The sequence below is a fragment of the Burkholderia sp. MSMB0856 genome (genome assembly GCF_001524645.2).
GTDB lineage: Bacteria > Pseudomonadota > Gammaproteobacteria > Burkholderiales > Burkholderiaceae > Burkholderia > Burkholderia diffusa.
In genome coordinates this window covers 471,529-484,323 of record NZ_CP013428.1, presented here as the reverse complement: position 1 = coordinate 484,323, position 12,795 = coordinate 471,529, and the positions used below count along the sequence as shown (strand labels likewise).

General features: G+C 67.4%; 13 protein-coding genes. 8 read left to right on the top strand and 5 right to left on the bottom strand.

The window, feature by feature from the left end; translation table 11 throughout:
* Positions 1-9 precede the first annotated feature (9 nt).
* The gene (gene catC / locus WS87_RS19800; RefSeq protein WP_050017398.1) at positions 10-300 is read left to right on the top strand and encodes a muconolactone Delta-isomerase; all 291 of its coding nucleotides are present in this window, start codon (positions 10-12) and stop codon (positions 298-300) included.
* Positions 301-439: 139 nt separating this feature from the next.
* Here the strand turns inward: catC and WS87_RS19795 are convergent, their stop codons facing one another.
* The gene (locus tag WS87_RS19795) at positions 440-1,225 is read right to left on the bottom strand and encodes an NAD(P)H-dependent oxidoreductase (RefSeq protein ID WP_059819610.1); all 786 of its coding nucleotides are present in this window, start codon (positions 1,223-1,225) and stop codon (positions 440-442) included.
* Positions 1,226-1,311: 86 nt separating this feature from the next.
* On the opposite strand from WS87_RS19795, the gene WS87_RS19790 reads away from it, so the two are divergent.
* Entirely contained in the window at positions 1,312-2,205 is an 894-nt protein-coding gene (locus tag WS87_RS19790; RefSeq protein ID WP_059818714.1) for a LysR family transcriptional regulator, read from the top strand.
* Positions 2,206-2,391: 186 nt separating this feature from the next.
* Positions 2,392-2,796: a DUF2471 family protein gene (locus WS87_RS19785; protein ID WP_059601528.1), complete on the top strand. Its 405-nt coding sequence runs from the start codon at positions 2,392-2,394 to the stop codon at positions 2,794-2,796.
* Between the two features lie 125 nt (positions 2,797-2,921).
* On the opposite strand, the gene WS87_RS19780 is transcribed toward WS87_RS19785, so the two are convergent.
* A complete protein-coding gene (locus WS87_RS19780; RefSeq protein WP_059818713.1) occupies positions 2,922-4,955 on the bottom strand; it encodes an NADPH-dependent 2,4-dienoyl-CoA reductase in 2,034 nt (677 codons plus the stop codon).
* 76 nt (positions 4,956-5,031) lie between these two features.
* Here WS87_RS19780 and WS87_RS19775 point away from each other — a divergent pair, with 76 nt between their 5' ends.
* Entirely contained in the window at positions 5,032-6,114 is a 1,083-nt protein-coding gene (locus tag WS87_RS19775) for an AraC family transcriptional regulator (protein WP_059531726.1), read from the top strand.
* A gap of 180 nt (positions 6,115-6,294) precedes the next feature.
* Here WS87_RS19775 and WS87_RS19770 read toward each other — a convergent pair whose 3' ends face one another.
* The 3 genes from WS87_RS19770 to WS87_RS19760 all read right to left on the bottom strand — a co-directional run bounded on the left by WS87_RS19770 (position 6,295) and on the right by WS87_RS19760 (position 8,481).
* Positions 6,295-6,744 (bottom strand): aconitase X swivel domain-containing protein, encoded by a 450-nt coding sequence (locus WS87_RS19770; protein WP_059818712.1) that lies wholly within the window; start codon positions 6,742-6,744, stop codon positions 6,295-6,297.
* Positions 6,737-7,984, bottom strand: a complete 1,248-nt coding sequence (locus WS87_RS19765) for an aconitase X (RefSeq protein WP_059818711.1) — start codon at positions 7,982-7,984, stop codon at positions 6,737-6,739. The genes WS87_RS19770 and WS87_RS19765 overlap by 8 nt, the downstream gene beginning before the upstream one ends.
* A 68-nt stretch (positions 7,985-8,052) precedes the next feature.
* Positions 8,053-8,481: a MarR family winged helix-turn-helix transcriptional regulator gene (locus tag WS87_RS19760; protein WP_059818710.1), complete on the bottom strand. Its 429-nt coding sequence runs from the start codon at positions 8,479-8,481 to the stop codon at positions 8,053-8,055.
* 110 nt (positions 8,482-8,591) lie between these two features.
* On the opposite strand from WS87_RS19760, the gene WS87_RS19755 reads away from it, so the two are divergent.
* From WS87_RS19755 to WS87_RS19740, 4 genes are all read left to right on the top strand, one after another.
* Entirely contained in the window at positions 8,592-9,512 is a 921-nt protein-coding gene (locus WS87_RS19755) for a LysR family transcriptional regulator (RefSeq protein ID WP_059531738.1), read from the top strand.
* A gap of 107 nt (positions 9,513-9,619) precedes the next feature.
* The gene (locus tag WS87_RS19750) at positions 9,620-10,051 is read left to right on the top strand and encodes a MarR family winged helix-turn-helix transcriptional regulator (RefSeq protein WP_059531741.1); all 432 of its coding nucleotides are present in this window, start codon (positions 9,620-9,622) and stop codon (positions 10,049-10,051) included.
* 64 nt (positions 10,052-10,115) lie between these two features.
* Entirely contained in the window at positions 10,116-11,207 is a 1,092-nt protein-coding gene (locus WS87_RS19745; RefSeq protein ID WP_059818709.1) for an HlyD family secretion protein, read from the top strand.
* Positions 11,208-11,220: 13 nt separating this feature from the next.
* On the top strand, positions 11,221-12,795 hold the full coding sequence (locus WS87_RS19740; protein WP_059818708.1) for a DHA2 family efflux MFS transporter permease subunit: 1,575 nt from the start codon (positions 11,221-11,223) through the stop codon (positions 12,793-12,795).

The window sequence follows — 12,795 nt, the reverse complement described above, 5'->3', positions numbered from 1 at the left end:
GAGCGCAGGATGCTGTTTCATGTGGAAATGACCGTCCGTCTGCCGGCGGACATGGATCCGGTCAAGGCGGCCACGCTGAAGGCCGAAGAGAAGGCGATGTGCCAGCGGCTGATGAACGAAGGGACCTGGCGGCATCTGTGGCGGATCGCGGGGCAGTATGCGAACGTCAGTATTTTCGACGTCGAAAGCGTGCAGCAACTGCATGACGTGTTGAGTCAGCTGCCGTTGTTTCCGTATATGGAGATGGAAGTGCGGGCGCTGTGCCGGCATCCGTCTTCGGTGCGGGAGGATGATCGGTAAGTGAACGCGACGCGCGGCGCGACTGAACGGCCGCGAAGAGTACGGCACGGGCGGCCGGCGATTTTCTCGCCGGTCGCCCGTGTCGTTTTGCAGCTGTCCCGTCCAGGTATCGACCCGCATCACGACGATGCGGCGACGATCACCGCTCCTGCGCCAGATGCGCCGCGAACCCCACCGTCCCCGGCGCGATCTCCGCCTTCAACGTCAGCGCCGGAATATCGTAGTCGCCCGCGTTCTGCCGCCGGAACGGAATCGGCTGCGCGGTCCACAGTTCGTCGAGACGTTCGCCGAGCGCAGCACGCGTTTCATCGAAGCGCGCGTCGTCCATCCGGTGCGTCTGGTAGATCACGAACGGCGGCAGCACGTCGAAGCCGGGGTAATAGAGAATCCCGTGCTGGATCGGAAACAGCACGTCGTCGATCGGCCCGTTGATGCCGCGTGCGCTGTAATGCGACTCCCAGCCGCCCGTCGTGACGACGATCATCGCGCGCTTGCCCGCAAGCGAACCTTCGCCGTAACGGTCGCCCCAGTGCAGGTCGGAATGTTCGCCGACGCCGTATGCAAAACCATACGCATACACGCGCTCGACCCAGCCCTTCATAATCGCCGGCATCGAAAACCACCACAGCGGAAACTGCAGGATCACCGCGTCGGCCCACTTCAATTTTTCCTGTTCGCGCGCGATGTCTTCGCTTTGCGTGCCCGTCGCGAACGCGTGCTTCGAGTCGAGCGACGGATTGAAACGCGCGTCGGGCGTGCGATCCGTCACGTCGTTCGCGTCGAACGCGGCCTTCCAGTTCATCGCATACAGGTCCGTCACCTGCACGCTATGCCCCGCCGCTTCGAGCCGCTCGACGGCAAAGTCGCGCAGCGCGCCGTTCAGCGAACGCGGTTCCGGATGGGCATAAACGATCAGCACATTCATGTTCGTCACTCCGTTGATTGAATGACTGCAGGATGCCGTCGCCAAAGGTATATTTGAAATGAATTCCTGATATTCCAGGTATAGCCATGAACAATCTCAGACGACTGGATCTGAACCTGCTGGTCACGCTCGACGTGCTGCTCGCCGAGCACAACGTCACGCGTGCGGCCGAAAAACTGAACATGTCGCAGCCGTCGGTCAGCGTGCAGTTGCAGAAACTGCGCGATTTCTTTGGCGATCCGCTGTTGCTGCCCGGACCGCGCGGCATGCGGCCGACCGCGCGGGCGGAAACGTTGCGCGAGGCGCTGCGTGACGCGCTCGACGCGGTCGAACGCGCGGTGCTGACGGCCACGCCGTTCGATCCGGCAACCGCGACGAACACGTGGCGCGTGGCCGCGACCGACTACGGCGAATCGACGATCGTCCTGCCCGCGCTGAACACGCTGCGGTCGGCCGCCCCCGCGACGCGCGTCGCCGTCGTCGAGCTCGTGCCACCGCGCATCGAGCAGGACGCGGAGCGAAACGGCATCGACCTGGCCTTCCACACGACGGAAGGTTCACCGGAAGGGATGCGGCGCCTGCCGCTGTTCATCGAGCGCTACGTGCTCGTCGGCCGCGCCGGTCATCCGAAGCTGAAGCGGCGCCCGACGCTCGCGCAGTTCGGCGCGCTGGAACACGTGATCGTGTCGCCCGACGGCGGCGGCTTCTTCGGCGTGACCGATGAAACCCTCGCGAAAGCGGGCGCCGCGCGGCGTGTCGTGCTGTCCGTTCCGCATTTCCTGTTCGTGATGTCGGCCGTCGCCAGCACGGATCTCGTCGCGATGCTGCCCGAGCGTCTGGTGCGCGACGTGCCCGCGCTGCGCGTGGTGGAAGCGCCCGTTCGCGTTCCCGGCTATGAAATGTCGATGTTGTGGCACGAGCGCGTGCACCGCGATCCCGCGCATCGGTGGTTGCGCGAGACGATCGCGGCGTCGGTGTAAGCCGTTCGCGAAAGCCGCTCGGTGCGCGCGTCGGCCACCGCCGCCGCCGCGCTCGACCCGGTGCCGGCAAACAGACATGCATTCAGGACTTGAAACCGCCTCTAACACTGTATATATTTACAGTACTTTTGCACCATTTGACCCGAATTCCGTCACCCATGACGGACGGACTTTTGTGAGGCGACCATGTTCCAGTCATCCGCATTCGATCCCGAGCAACCCGGCTTCAACCCCGCCCACTTCGAACGCGCCGCGCAGCGGGCGGTCGTCGACCTGCAGCGTGTCGTCGGCGGCCCCGCCCAACGCGCGCTCGGCCTGCGGCGCCGCACCCATCCGGCCGCCGTCCGCACGATGAGCTGGCAGGCGCTGCTGAACGTCGAGGAACTCGCGTTCTCGAATACCGGTTTCCTGAGCCGCAACGATCCGACGGTCGTCGACGCGTTCATCCGCCTGCGCGACAGCCGGCTGGTCGCGGCGGATGTCGAGGAACCGGTCGACTGGCGTCGCGACGACGACGACCTGCCGGCCGTCTACCTGATCGTCAAGGCGATGCTGGAAGCAGAAGAGGAAGAGCGCGCCGAAGCGGCCTGACGCATGCCGGCCGATCGCGAATGGCGTTCTGACGGAATCGCGTCGCCACGTTGCATGGCGACGCGGGAAGTCGCCAGCGCGTCGCGCGACGCACGCTGCCGTTTCGCAACCCGGAACGACGCCCCTTACAGCCGCGCCGCGAGTCGCGATCCCTGATCGATCGCACGCTTCGCATCGAGCTCGGCCGCCAGTTCCGCGCCGCCGATCAGATGCACCGAGCGTCCGGCCGCCTGCAACGGCGCGAGCAGCGCGCGCTGCGGTTCCTGCCCCGTGCACAGCACGATCGTGTCGGCTTCGATCAGTTCATGATCGGTCCGCTGCTCGCCGTACGACACGTGCAGCCCGCGCGCATCGATCCGTTCGTAGTTCACGCCGCCGATCATCTTCACCTGCTTCATCTTCAGCGTCGCGCGGTGAATCCAGCCGGTCGTCTTGCCGAGCCCCTTGCCGAGCGGCGCGGCCTTGCGCTGCAACAGCGTCACTTCGCGAGCCGGCGCCCCGACCTGCGCGCGCGTCACGCCGCCGCGCGTCGCGGCCGGATCGGTCACGCCCCACTCCGCTTTCCACTCTTCCAGATCGAGCGTCGGCGACTCGCCGCCCTGCACCAGATATTCGGCGACGTCGAAGCCGATGCCGCCGGCGCCGACCACCGCGACACGCCGGCCGACCGGCTGCCCGCCAGCCAGCACGTCGATGTAGCTGAGCACGTTCGGCCCGTCCTGGCCGGGAATCTTCGGGTCGCGCGGCGCCACGCCGGTCGCGAGCACGATTTCGTCGTAGCCGCCCGCGATCAGGTCGCTCGCATCGACGCGGCGGTTCAGGTGCAGGTTCACGCCGGTCAGCTCGACCTGACGGCCGAAATAACGCAGCGCTTCGTCGAACTCCTCCTTGCCCGGAATCCGCTTCGCCATGTTGAACTGGCCGCCGATCTCCGGCGCCGCGTCGAACAGATCGACGTGGTGGCCGCGCTGCGCGAGCACGGTCGAGCACGCGAGCCCGGCCGGCCCCGCGCCGACCACCGCGATGCGCTTCGGCTGCTGCACGCGCGTATAAATCAGCTCGGTCTCGTGGCATGCGCGCGGATTCAGCAGGCATGACGCGATCTGATTCTTGAACGCGTGGTCGAGACACGCCTGGTTGCAGCCGATGCAGGTGTTGATCTCGTCCGCACGGCCCTGCGCGGCCTTGACCACGAACTCGGCATCCGCGAGTAGCGGGCGCGCCATCGACACCATGTCCGCGCAGCCGTCCGCGAGAATCTGCTCGGCCACCTCGGGCCGGTTGATCCGGTTGGTCGTCACGAGCGGGATGCCGACCTCGCCCTTCATCTTCTTCGTGACCCATGCGAACGCGCCGCGCGGCACCGACGTCGCGATCGTCGGCACGCGCGCCTCGTGCCAGCCGATCCCCGTATTGATGATGGTCGCGCCCGCGCGCTCGACGGCCTTCGCGAGCTGCACGGTTTCGCTCCAGTCGCTGCCGTCCGGAATCAGGTCGAGCATCGACAGCCGGTAGATCAGGATGAAGTCGCGCCCGACCGCCTCACGCGTGCGCGCGACGATCTCGATCGGCAGGCGGATCCGGTTCTCGTACGAACCGCCCCATTGGTCGCCACGCTTGTTCGTATGCATCGAGATGAACTGGTTGATCAGATAGCCCTCGGAGCCCATGATCTCGACGCCGTCATAGCCGCCCTCGCGCGCAAGCTGCGCGCAGCGGACGAACGCGCGGATCTGCCGCTCGACGCCGCGCGCGCTGAGTTCGTGCGGCGCGAATGGCGAGATCGGCGACTTGATCTTCGACGGCGCGACCGCGAACGGGTGGTAGCCGTAGCGGCCGGTATGCAGGATCTGCAGCGCGATCTTGCCGTCGTCCGCATGCACGGCGTCGGTGATCACGCGATGGCGCCGCGCGCCGGCCGACGTCATCAGCGTGCCGCCGAACGGCTTGGTCCAGCCGGCCACGTTCGGCGCGAAGCCGCCGGTCACGATCAGGCCGACGCCGCCGCGCGCACGTTCGGCGAAATAGTCGGCGAGCCGCGGCAGCGTCTTGCGGCTGTCCTCGAGGCCCGTGTGCATCGAGCCCATCAGCACGCGATTCTTCAGCGTGGTGAAGCCGAGGTCGAGCGGCGCGAGCAGGTGGGGAAAGGAAGTCGTCATGGTGAGTCTGCCGATAAGCGATACGTGCCATCGTAGGCTGCGCGCCGCCTTGAACGTGAGGGGGCAAACAGCCATAATGCTTGTCATTTCCGGCCAAATCGACATGACCTCCCCGTCACGCAAGGACCACCTCGGGCTACGCCGGCCGACGATTCCGGTCGCCTACACGCGCCTGCTGCTGCAGGCGCTGGCCGCGCGCGGCGTCGATCCGGCCGCCGTGCGCGCGGGCACCGGGCTGCGCGATGCCGTATTGGCCGAACCGGACGCGCGCGTCGCGCCGTCGCAATGGGGCCGGCTCGTGCTCAACGCGATCGAGATCGGCGGCGATCCGGGCATCGGGCTCGCGTTCGGGCTGCTGCTGAAGCCGACCGTGCACGGCTTCCTCGGTTATGCGACGCTGACCGCGCGGGACATCCGCGAAGCACTGGTCGTCACGCAGCGCTACTTCCGGATGCGCAACCGCCAGTATCGGCTGACCTATGCGGAGGACGACGACGGCGCGACGCTCGAACTGCACGGCGTGCAGGCGAGCCCCGTGCTGCAGCATCACGTGATGTTCGAGTTCGTGCTGACGGGGCTCGCGCAGAACATCTCGCAGTGGTCCGGGCGCGCGTCGCCGCCGATCGCGCTGCGCTTCGCATGGCCGGAGCCCGATTACTTCGCACGCTATCGCGACCAGTTGCCACCGGTCGAATTCGGCTGCGCGGCGAACGCGCTGTGGATCGCGCACGACGTGCTCGACTGGCCGCTGCCGCTCGCCGACGAAGTCGCGCACCGGCAAGCGCTCGTGCAGGTCGAGCGCGAGTATGCGCAGGTGCGTCAGGAGGAAGGCGATCTGGTCGAGCGCGTGCGCGCGGAACTGGCGCGAACCGCCGGCAACTATTCCAGTCCGGAGGCGCTCGCCGACGCGCTGCTCGTGTCGACGCGCACGTTGCGGCGCCGGCTCGAGGAAGCGGGGTCGAGCTATCGGCAACTGCTCGACGAAGCGCGGTTTCGCGATGCGAAGCTATTGCTGTCGGCGTCGGATCTCGACCTGAAGACGATCGCCGAGCGGCTGCAGTTCACCGACCCGGCGAATTTCACGCGCGCATTCCGGCGCTGGGCCGGGCAGACGCCGAGCGCCTATCGGGAAGCGGCCGCCGGAGCCACGCACGAATGACCGGAGAACGCGGGCGGTGCCACGCGCCCCGTTGATATTTCATCGTTCGGTCAAACGACGATCGGCCTCTTCGTGCAAGTACGCGGCAAGCGCGAGATGGCCGGCACGAAACGCGCTGGCGCTCGTGCGGGAAGATACGCCGCACACCCGCTTCCTCCGAACCGGCGAGCGCGTGACGCGTCAGCCGCCGACGTCGATCCGCGCGCCGCCGTCGCCCTCGCCTGCGTCGATTCGCACGTCGCCCGTCGCGGCGACGATCGCGTCGTACACCGCATCGGTCACGCACACCACCGGCACCGCGATCGCATACAGCTCGGCAGCAACGATCGCGCCGATCGAGATGATCAGGTCGCGCTCCTTCAGCACGATCCCGACCGGCCCCGTGCCGTTGCGCACCGCTTCCGCGAGCACGCTGCTGCTCGAACTCGAGCCCTTCGCATGCGGCATCACCATGATCCGGCCGGCCAGGCTCGCGCCCGCCTGCGGGTGCCCGCGATCGACGATCCGCCCCGCGCCCGAGTCGTAGCCGCCCCAGAAGCTGAGCGGCTTGTCGAGCACGATCGTCGGCGCGCATGCGCTGCCCGGCACGAGCGTATCGCCCGTCAGTTTCCGAACGCTTGCTTCAGTCATCGAATCGCACCTTTCCTTCGAACGCGGAACGCACGCACTCGCGCATGCTGCCGTACGCGACCGTGACGCCGATGTTCGCGGGCGCATACGACGCCCATTTCCCCGAGTTCGTCATCACCAGGCCCGACAGCTGTTTCATCACCGGCGTGATGTACGTGCAGGTGTCGACGACGATCTGGATGCCGCGCGCGTCGAACTTGTCGGCAAGCCCGAGCTCGCCCAGTTCCCACAGGATGAAGCGGCTCGTGTTCACGTAGAAATCGCACTTCGGCTTGCCGTCGAACTGGTCGAGCAGCGCGTCGAGCGTGCGGAATTCGGCCAGCGAGAAGTGCGGCGTTCCGAGCGCGACCGCGACGAGCGCATCGCCGGCCGCGCCGTGATTCAGCGTGCGGCGGATCTCGTCGAGATCGGCCATTGCGACATCGACCGTTCGCTGCGCCGCCTGCCCGTGCAGTGCGGCGTCGAGCGTCGGCGCCTCGGGCGTGACGCCCACCGCATGGAACAGCGCGACCGCGCCGCTCGATGCGGCGGCCGCGCCGAGCGCCTTGAGTTCGTCCTCGGTGGTGTCCGCCGGCAGCCCGACGATCGCCGGCACGGTCGCGCCGGCAATCCGGCCGATCAGCAATCCGAGCGCGGCGAAATAGATGTCGCGCGACGGCCGGTGGCCGAAGTCCGGCGCGTTGAACACGATCCGCGCCGCGCGATTCGATTCGACGTGCAGCCCCGCATACGGCGCGCGTCCGGTGATCGCGGCGGCCAGATCGAGGAAGTCGCCGTAGCGGCTGGTGCGCGCGCCGAGCACCGAGTTGGCGAACACGATCGCATTGGATTCGGCCCACGCGATCTGCTCGCCCAAACGCGGGCGATTCTTCAGCTGATACGGCGCGCACGTGAAGCTCGACTCGCAGCCGAGCTGGAGATGCGCATCCATCAGGCGTTGCGCGTCGCGCTGGATCGTGCGGTCGCCGTGATACAGCTCGGGATGGATCAGGTCGAGCGACCCGACGTTCAGCGTGGTCGGCACCGCGACCTGCGCGCCGGTGTCGACGAAATACTCGACGAAGTCGAGGCTGGTCTGGCCGTGGTAAAGACAGCCGTCGATATGCGCGGACGTGATGTCGATCAGGCGCGGCGCCGACATGACCTCGGCCGTGCGCGAGACGATCCGCATCGCGCGCGCGACGCCGTCGCCGAATGCGCCGCGCAACATCGCGTCGTCGCGCTCGCTCAACTGCAGCATGGGGGTGCTCCTCGTGTCTCGTCCGGTGGATCCGGATCGCTTTTGTAATACTACCGCGCGCGTCGCGCCTATCGCTGCGCCGTCAGGCTGAACAGCTCGTCGCGCAGCGCCTTGGCGCGGCCGCGGCCGAACTGCGTCTCGAACTCGTCCTGCGCGGCTTGCCACGCGACTTTCGCCTGCGCGTAGGTACGCTCGCCGAGCTTCGTCAGGCTGAGCGCATGCGCGCGCGCGTCATGCTCGGACGCGGCCGCGGCGACGAAGCCGTCGCGCTGCAACGGCTTCAGCGCGCGCAACAGCGTCGTGCGATCCATCACCAGCGCATCGGCGAGTTCGCTCATCACCAGGCCGGGCCGGTGCGACAGGTTCACCATGATCGAGAACTGCGCGGGCGTGACACCGACCGGGGCCAGATGCCGTTCGTAAAGTTGCGTGACGAAGCGCGCTGCCTGACGCAGCGCGAGGCAATTGCAGGCCTGGGCCATCTGGAGATCGTTCATGACCGGCAATTTATATGTGCATATGCATAAAGTCAATGTACACTCCGCCGTAACATGGCCGGGCCGGCCGCGTGGATCAGGCGCCCCGCCATCGCCTCGAGGAGACGGACATGGACTACATCGACAAGCTGCGGATCTTCCGGTCGGTGGTGGAAATGCGCAGCTTCACGCGCGCCGCCGACATGCACGGCCTCGCGCGGCCGGTCGTGTCGCGGGCGGTCGCGGATCTGGAGGCGCGCTTCGGCAGCCGCCTGCTGCACCGGACCACGCGCCAGGTCTCGCTCACCGAAACCGCCGAGCGCATCTACGAACGCTGCGCGGCCGTGCTCGACGAACTCGACTCGCTGGAAGCGCAAGCGCAGTCGCACACGCGCGAGCCCGAGGGGCTGCTGCGCCTCGTCGCGCACACGACGGCCGCGCTGAACCGGCTCGTGCCGCTGATCGCCGGCTTCAAGGCCGCGCATCCGAAGGTGCGCCTCGACGTCACGCTGACCGAGCGCCCGGTCGACCTCGTCGGCGAAGGCTACGACATCGGCATCGTCGTGCCGTACATGCTGACGAGCGAGACGACCATCGTGCGGCTGGTCGAACGCATCCCGGTGGTGATCGTCGCGACGCCCGCGTATCTGCGCACGCATCCGCGTCCCGAAACGCCGGCCGACCTCGCCGGTCATGCGTTCGTGCCGCTGTCGCCGTCGCTGCGCCGGCCCGCGCTGTCGTTCCGCGTCGACGGCGACACGCTGACCGTGCCGTTGAGCTTCGACATCTCGTCGAACAGCCCCGTCTTCAACCGCGAAATGGTGATGCACGACTTCGGCATCGGCGTCGTGCCGAAAACGCTCGTCGAAGCCGAGCTCGCGTCGGGCGCGCTCGTGCAGTTGCTCGACGGCGCCGACCTCGTCGATGCGTTCGTCGAAATCAAGCTCGCGTACGCGAATCGCGCGCTGCTGCCGGCGAAGGTCAAGGCGTTCATCGACTACACGGCCGCGTACTGCGACCGCGAAGGCGGGATTGTTCCGGCCGCCGCCTGATCCGGCGCGAAAACGCGCCGTTGCACCGTCGATTGGTACAGCCACGGCACCAATCTGATCCTGCCTCGCCGCTCGCTTCAGGCCGCTGCGCCACCTAATATGTGCACATGCACAAGTCCACGCTTACCGATGACGATTGCTTCGCGGTCCGGCAAGCCGCCCGGCGGATCTCGCAGTTCTACGAGCGCTACCTGTCGCAGGCGGGCGTCACGCCGTCGCAATACAGCATTCTCGCGCTGCTGCGGGAGCGCCCGGGTCTGACGATGGCGACGCTGTCGGCGGTACTGGTGATCGAACGCACGGCGCTGCTGCGCGCGCTCAAGCCGCTGATCGGCGCGACGCTGGTCGCGGGCCGGATCGAGCCGCGCTGCCGCCGCCAGACGTTCGCGCTGACCGCGCACGGCGAAACGAAGATCGCCGACGCGCAGGTGCACTGGCTCGCCGCGCAGGAGGCGTTCGAGCAGCGGTTCGGGTCGGCGCAGGCCGCCCGCCTCAGAGACGAATTGTTCCGGATCACACACAACCTCCCGGAACGCTGACCCCTTCCCCGATCGGCGACGCGTCGTCGGTCGTTTCAATTAGTGCATATACATAGGTGAATCGATGGACACGACCCAAGCCGCTGCCTCCCGCGAGGCAGCCACAACCGACCGGCCGGCAAGGCAGCAACGCCGCGTGCCGTGGATGCGGATCGCGGTGGCCGCCGTCGTCGTCGCGATCGCGGCCGCGGCGCTCGACTGGCTGTTCGTGCTGCGCTTCCAGGAAAGCACCGACGATGCGTATGTCGGCGGCGACGTCACGGTGCTCGCGCCGAAGGTGAGCGGCTTCGTCGACAAAATACTCGTGACCGACAACCAGCGCGTGAAGGCCGGCGACGTGCTCGTGCGGCTCGACGCGCGCGACTACGATGCGAAGCTCGCACAGGCGACCGCCGAAGTCGACAGCGCGCGCGCCGCGGTGACCGAACTCGAGGCGAAGCAGCAGCTTCAATACGCGGTGATCGGCCAGCATGCGGCGGACAGGAATGCGTCGTCGGCCGAGCTCACGCGTGCGTCGTCCGATCGCGTGCGCTATCGCGAACTGGTGAAATCCGATGCGGTGTCGAACCAGATCGTCGAACGCGCGGACGCCGATTATTCGAAGGCGGATGCGGCCGTCGCGCGCAGCGACGCCGCGCTGCTCGCATCGAAGCGGCAGCTCGACGTGCTCGGCGCGCAGCTCGCCGATGCGCGGGCCCGCGTGAACACCGCGCTCGCCGCGCAACGCGTCGCGGCGCTCAACGTCGAGTACACGACGATCCGCTCGCCGGTCGACGGTTACATCGGCAACCGCACGGGCCGGGTCGGGATGCTCGCGAACGTCGGCGTGCCGCTGCTGACGGTCGTGCCCGTGTCCGGGCTGTGGATCGACGCGAACTTCAAGGAAGACCAGCTGCGCAAGATGCGCGCGGGCGATCGCGTCGACGTCGCGCTCGACGCGTCGAGCACGCGCCTGCACGGCCGCGTCGACAGCCTGGCCCCCGCGACCGGTGCGACCTTCAGCGTGCTGCCGCCCGAGAACGCGACCGGCAACTTCACGAAGATCGTCCAGCGCGTGCCGGTGCGCGTGCATCTCGATCCGCAGCCGGGCATCGAGCATGTGCTGCGTCCCGGCCTCTCCGCGGTCGTGACCGTGCACACCGACCACACGAACTGAACGGGAGCCTGCGATGACCACCGCGTTTTCCGGCGACCCCGCGTCGCAACCGACGAAGCAGCGCGTCTTCGCGTTCGCGCTGATGTGCGTCGGCTTCTTCATGGCGACGCTCGACATCCAGATCGTCGCGTCGTCGCTGCGCGACATCGGCGGCGGCCTGTCCGCGAGCCAGGACGAGTTGTCCTGGGTGCAGACGGCCTACCTGATCGCCGAAATCATCGTGATCCCGATGTCGGGCTGGCTGTCGAGGGTGATGTCGACGCGCTGGCTGTTCGTCGCGTCGGCCGTCGGCTTCACGATCACGAGCATGCTGTGCGGGCTCGCGTGGGACATCAACTCGATGATCCTGTTCCGCGGGCTGCAGGGCGCGCTCGGCGCCGCGATGATCCCGACCGTGTTCACGACCGCGTTCGTGCTGTTTCCGGGCAAGCAACGGCTGATCGCGTCGACGACGATCGGCGCGCTCGCGTCGCTCGCGCCGGCGATCGGGCCGGTGATCGGCGGCTGGATCACCGATCAATGGTCGTGGCACTGGCTGTTCTACCTGAACCTCCTGCCGGGCATCGCGGTGGCCGCGCTGGTGCCGCGCTACGTGCATATCGACGCACCCGATCTCAGCCTCATCAAGCGCGGCGACTATCGCGGCATCGCGCTGATGTCGGGCTTCCTCGGCTGCCTCGAATACGTGCTGGAAGAAGGCCCGCGCAAGAACTGGTTCAGCGACGATGCGATCGTCATCTGCGCGTGGATCTCCGGCATCTGCGGCTTCCTGTTCATCGTGCACGCATTGACTGCGGAAGACCCGATCGTCGATCTGCGCGCGCTCGCCGTGCGCAACTTCGGGATCGGCAGCCTGCTGTCGTTCGTGACGGGCATCGGGATCTTCGTGACGGTGTTTCTGACTCCGCTGTTTCTCGCGCAGGTGCGTGCGTTCAGTTCGCTGCAGATCGGCATCGCGCTGCTGTCGGTCGGTGTGTTCCAGCTGCTCGCGCTCTGCGCGTATGCGTTCGCCACGCGCTACTTCAGCATGCGCGCGCTGCTCGTGTTCGGGCTCGTCTGCTTCGGCCTCGGCTGCTACATGTATACGCCGATCACGCACGACTGGGGCTGGCGGGAACTGCTGCTGCCGCAGGCGCTGCGCGGCATCGGCCAGCAGTTCAGCGTGCCGCCGATCGTCACGATGGCACTGGGCTCGCTGCCGCAGTCGCGGCTGAAATCGGCGAGCGGCCTGTTCAACCTGATGCGCAACCTCGGCGGTGCGATCGGCATCGCGGTGAGCGCGACGATGCTCAACGACCGGCTCAACTTCCACTACCTGCGCCTGAACGAACACGTGAGCGCCGGCGAGCCGCAGGTCGCGTCGCTGCTCGATCGCCAGACCGCGTACTGGACCTCGGTGGCCGGCAACACGCTCGATACCGCGCAGGCCGGCCTCGCGAACCTGCACCGCCTGATCTATCGCGAAGCGCTGACGCTCACCTACGCGGATGCGTACTACGCGCTGTCGCTGTGCTTCGTGGTCGCGCTGCTTGCCGTCGCGTTTTCCCGTCCCATCACCCTGAACGCGCCGCCGCCGGACGCGCACTGA

Bases quoted from the DNA above. Each gene is read 5' to 3' on its own strand.
- WS87_RS19765 (WP_059818711.1), bottom strand. From the start codon at position 7,984: ATGCTGCAGTTGAGCGAGCGCGACGACGCGATGTTGCGCGGCGCATTC.
- WS87_RS19745 (WP_059818709.1), top strand. From the start codon at position 10,116: ATGGACACGACCCAAGCCGCTGCCTCCCGCGAGGCAGCCACAACCGAC.
- WS87_RS19775 (WP_059531726.1), top strand. From the start codon at position 5,032: ATGCTTGTCATTTCCGGCCAAATCGACATGACCTCCCCGTCACGCAAG.
- WS87_RS19780 (WP_059818713.1), bottom strand. From the start codon at position 4,955: ATGACGACTTCCTTTCCCCACCTGCTCGCGCCGCTCGACCTCGGCTTC.
- WS87_RS19750 (WP_059531741.1), top strand. From the start codon at position 9,620: ATGCACAAGTCCACGCTTACCGATGACGATTGCTTCGCGGTCCGGCAA.
- WS87_RS19760 (WP_059818710.1), bottom strand. From the start codon at position 8,481: ATGAACGATCTCCAGATGGCCCAGGCCTGCAATTGCCTCGCGCTGCGT.
- WS87_RS19785 (WP_059601528.1), top strand. From the start codon at position 2,392: ATGTTCCAGTCATCCGCATTCGATCCCGAGCAACCCGGCTTCAACCCC.
- WS87_RS19790 (WP_059818714.1), top strand. From the start codon at position 1,312: ATGAACAATCTCAGACGACTGGATCTGAACCTGCTGGTCACGCTCGAC.
- WS87_RS19795 (WP_059819610.1), bottom strand. From the start codon at position 1,225: ATGAATGTGCTGATCGTTTATGCCCATCCGGAACCGCGTTCGCTGAAC.
- WS87_RS19740 (WP_059818708.1), top strand. From the start codon at position 11,221: ATGACCACCGCGTTTTCCGGCGACCCCGCGTCGCAACCGACGAAGCAG.
- WS87_RS19770 (WP_059818712.1), bottom strand. From the start codon at position 6,744: ATGACTGAAGCAAGCGTTCGGAAACTGACGGGCGATACGCTCGTGCCG.
- catC (WP_050017398.1), top strand. From the start codon at position 10: ATGCTGTTTCATGTGGAAATGACCGTCCGTCTGCCGGCGGACATGGAT.
- WS87_RS19755 (WP_059531738.1), top strand. From the start codon at position 8,592: ATGGACTACATCGACAAGCTGCGGATCTTCCGGTCGGTGGTGGAAATG.